1 protein-coding gene and 1 pseudogene are annotated in these 2,422 nt (G+C 54.7%); both read right to left on the minus strand.

Annotated features, from left to right (window positions below; all coding sequences use genetic code 11):
• Window positions 1-30: 30 nt before the first annotated feature.
• A pseudogene (locus tag HMPREF2604_RS09270) lies at window positions 31-609 on the minus strand (ATP-binding protein); the annotation flags it as partial.
• A 20-nt stretch (window positions 610-629) separates the two neighbouring features.
• Window positions 630-2,237 carry an IS21 family transposase gene (istA, locus tag HMPREF2604_RS09275; RefSeq protein WP_070523940.1) on the minus strand — a complete coding sequence of 536 codons (1,608 nt, stop codon included), beginning with the start codon at window positions 2,235-2,237 and terminating at the stop codon, window positions 630-632.
• Window positions 2,238-2,422 lie beyond the last annotated feature (185 nt).

The following is a 2,422-nucleotide window of genomic DNA, read 5'->3' on the forward strand; positions in this document are numbered from 1 at the left end:
CTACGTGTCCACGATTTGCGGGCAACCCCAGTCGAATATGATCTTGGTTAGGTCTTCTTGCCCGCGCTGGTTGATGCTGATGGTCATAAAGTCGTCGATGATAAGGACATCGACGTTGATCAGTTTCCGCATCTTATCGAGGTAGTTTTGGTCAGTCGGTGAGAAGACCGCCAGCATGTCTACAAGTTGGTCCAGCCGGTAGTACGCCACCGAGTATCCAGCCTTGCACGCGGCGATGCCGATGGCGCAGGCAATGTAGGTCTTGCCTGTTCCCGTCGGGGCGAGGATGTGAATATTGGTCGGGTTTTCCCGCCAGTTAGTGGCTGCGATTCGTTTCAACTGGCGCATGTTGATACCGCGTTGTTCTGCCCGGGTGACTTCAGCAAGGCTCGCATCCGGGTATCGGAATTTAGCCTGGGTAATGGCCTTGGCAATGTTGCGCTGTTGGCGTTGTGTGTAAGCTTCTTCGACTGCGGCGAGGAAAATGTCTTCTGGTAGCGCATCCGCATAGGCCTCGTCGTTGACAACCTCGTAGAAGACATCAGCGAAGGTCGATACGCGAAGCTTGCGCATTTTCGCCCGCACAATTTCGTCGTCGATGCTGCTCATGGTTTCACTCCTTATTGCTTCTAGTTTTCGTAGTGGTCAGCAGGCCGGATAAAGACGGCATCGGCCACCTCACCGGTAAGCGGGGTACTTGGGCGTGGTTGGCGCTTGGCCACAGGCTGTGGTTTTGCCCCTGGTGGCCCGGGATGTTGTTGGGCGTGGGCAATGTCAGTCTGGATGCGTTTGATCACTGCCATCGTGGGGGCCAGCTTCTTGTCTAAGACCTGCTGGCATGCCGGTTCGAGGGTGGCTTTGTTGTGCTTTTTGCCCAGGTTGGCCAGCACGTTGCGTGCCTGAATGAGTCCGCGGGGTACGGCGGCACTATTGCGGTCGAGGATCATCGCTATGACTGCGTGCGTTGCTGCCCCAAACGACGAGGCCCAGGCCAAGAGCTCATCACGGGTAAGCGCCTTGTGGCCTTCATCGTCGCCACATGGGCCATGCTGAGGGTTGGTGGAATACCGGTATTTGAATCCGTGAAGGCGCGTGTGTTCAGCAACAAGCTGCTCCCCGTTGAAGATGCTTACTAGTTGCGGGGTGAGCCTGACTGTTACCGATTCTCCCACCAGCTGAAATGGCACTGAGTAGTACTGGTAGTCACAGGTGATGTGCCAATTGCGGTCGACTTTGAGCCTCTTATAAGACACTTCCGTAAACGGCGTCGGCGGAAGATCCCGCATCATTGGTGCCTCTTCTTTATCAAAGCGCATGCGCCGTGTTGAGCCATCAGGCCGCGTCATTGCGCTGTTGATATCAGCAAGACGGTCAGCGATCGCCTCATTAAGCTCATCAAGGCTATAGAAGACCTCGTTGCTGAAGTAACCCAGGATTTTGGTGTAAGTGATTTTCACGGCACGCTCTACCGCTGCCTTGTCACGAGGCCTGCCGGGCCTAGTCGGCACAATCGTGACCCCGTAATAGTCAGCAAACGCTGCGTAGCGGTCAGTGACCATCCGGTATGTAGAGGTCTTCTTTGGCCGATAAGTCGCCGTAGAAGCATTATCTGGCACGATGACCGCTGGTACTTTGCCAAGATAGTTCAACGCCTTAACATGGCACTCAATCCACGACGGCATCTTCTCGTTCGCAGCGGCCGTGACGTACATCAGCCCTGAGTATGGGCTGACCGCGACGAACAATGACGCCTTGAACGCTGTATCACCACTGGCCTGATCTACTACAGGCACTTTGTCACCGGCCCAGTCGACATAAAGCTCTTGACCTGGCTCATGGGTGACAACTTCAACGAGATCATTGGCACGCAGAAACTCATTGAGCCCACTGCAGAACTGGGAGTACTGGTACTTTGTCTTATCCGTCGGACACGGCTGCGACACGTAGTCCATCCACAGCTTATGCCTGGTCACATGCTTTGTACTTTTCAGCTTGCGTGCAAGAGCGTGAAAATCAGGCTGGTCGTAGGCCATCGTCCGTTTACTCCGGCCGTCGCTGAATCGATCATCGAACCATCCAGGTGGAAGTTGACGGAAACGCTCTAGAGTTAGTTCCTCATCGTTGATGACTTTCTTTGCTCGGGATACTTCTCGTCGTGAACATCCCAATGCGTGTGTGATCTGCGCGTAGCTAGCACCATCAAGGCACATCGCGATGATCTGTTTGAAGTTGGCCACAAGGACCAGCTCCTTCCAAGTAGAAGTTGACGCAACACCACCGGATCGTGGTGCCGCCAACATCAACTATGAAAGAAACCCCCTTGCAGTACCGGATACGCGGAACACCGGTACCAACTACGCGGACTCGCGGTACCAACTACCCCAAATCGACACCCGGACTGCGGACAGCCAGGAAAGTTACG

It is taken from the genome of Corynebacterium sp. HMSC055A01, from assembly GCF_001809405.1.
Lineage (GTDB): Bacteria > Actinomycetota > Actinomycetes > Mycobacteriales > Mycobacteriaceae > Corynebacterium > Corynebacterium hesseae.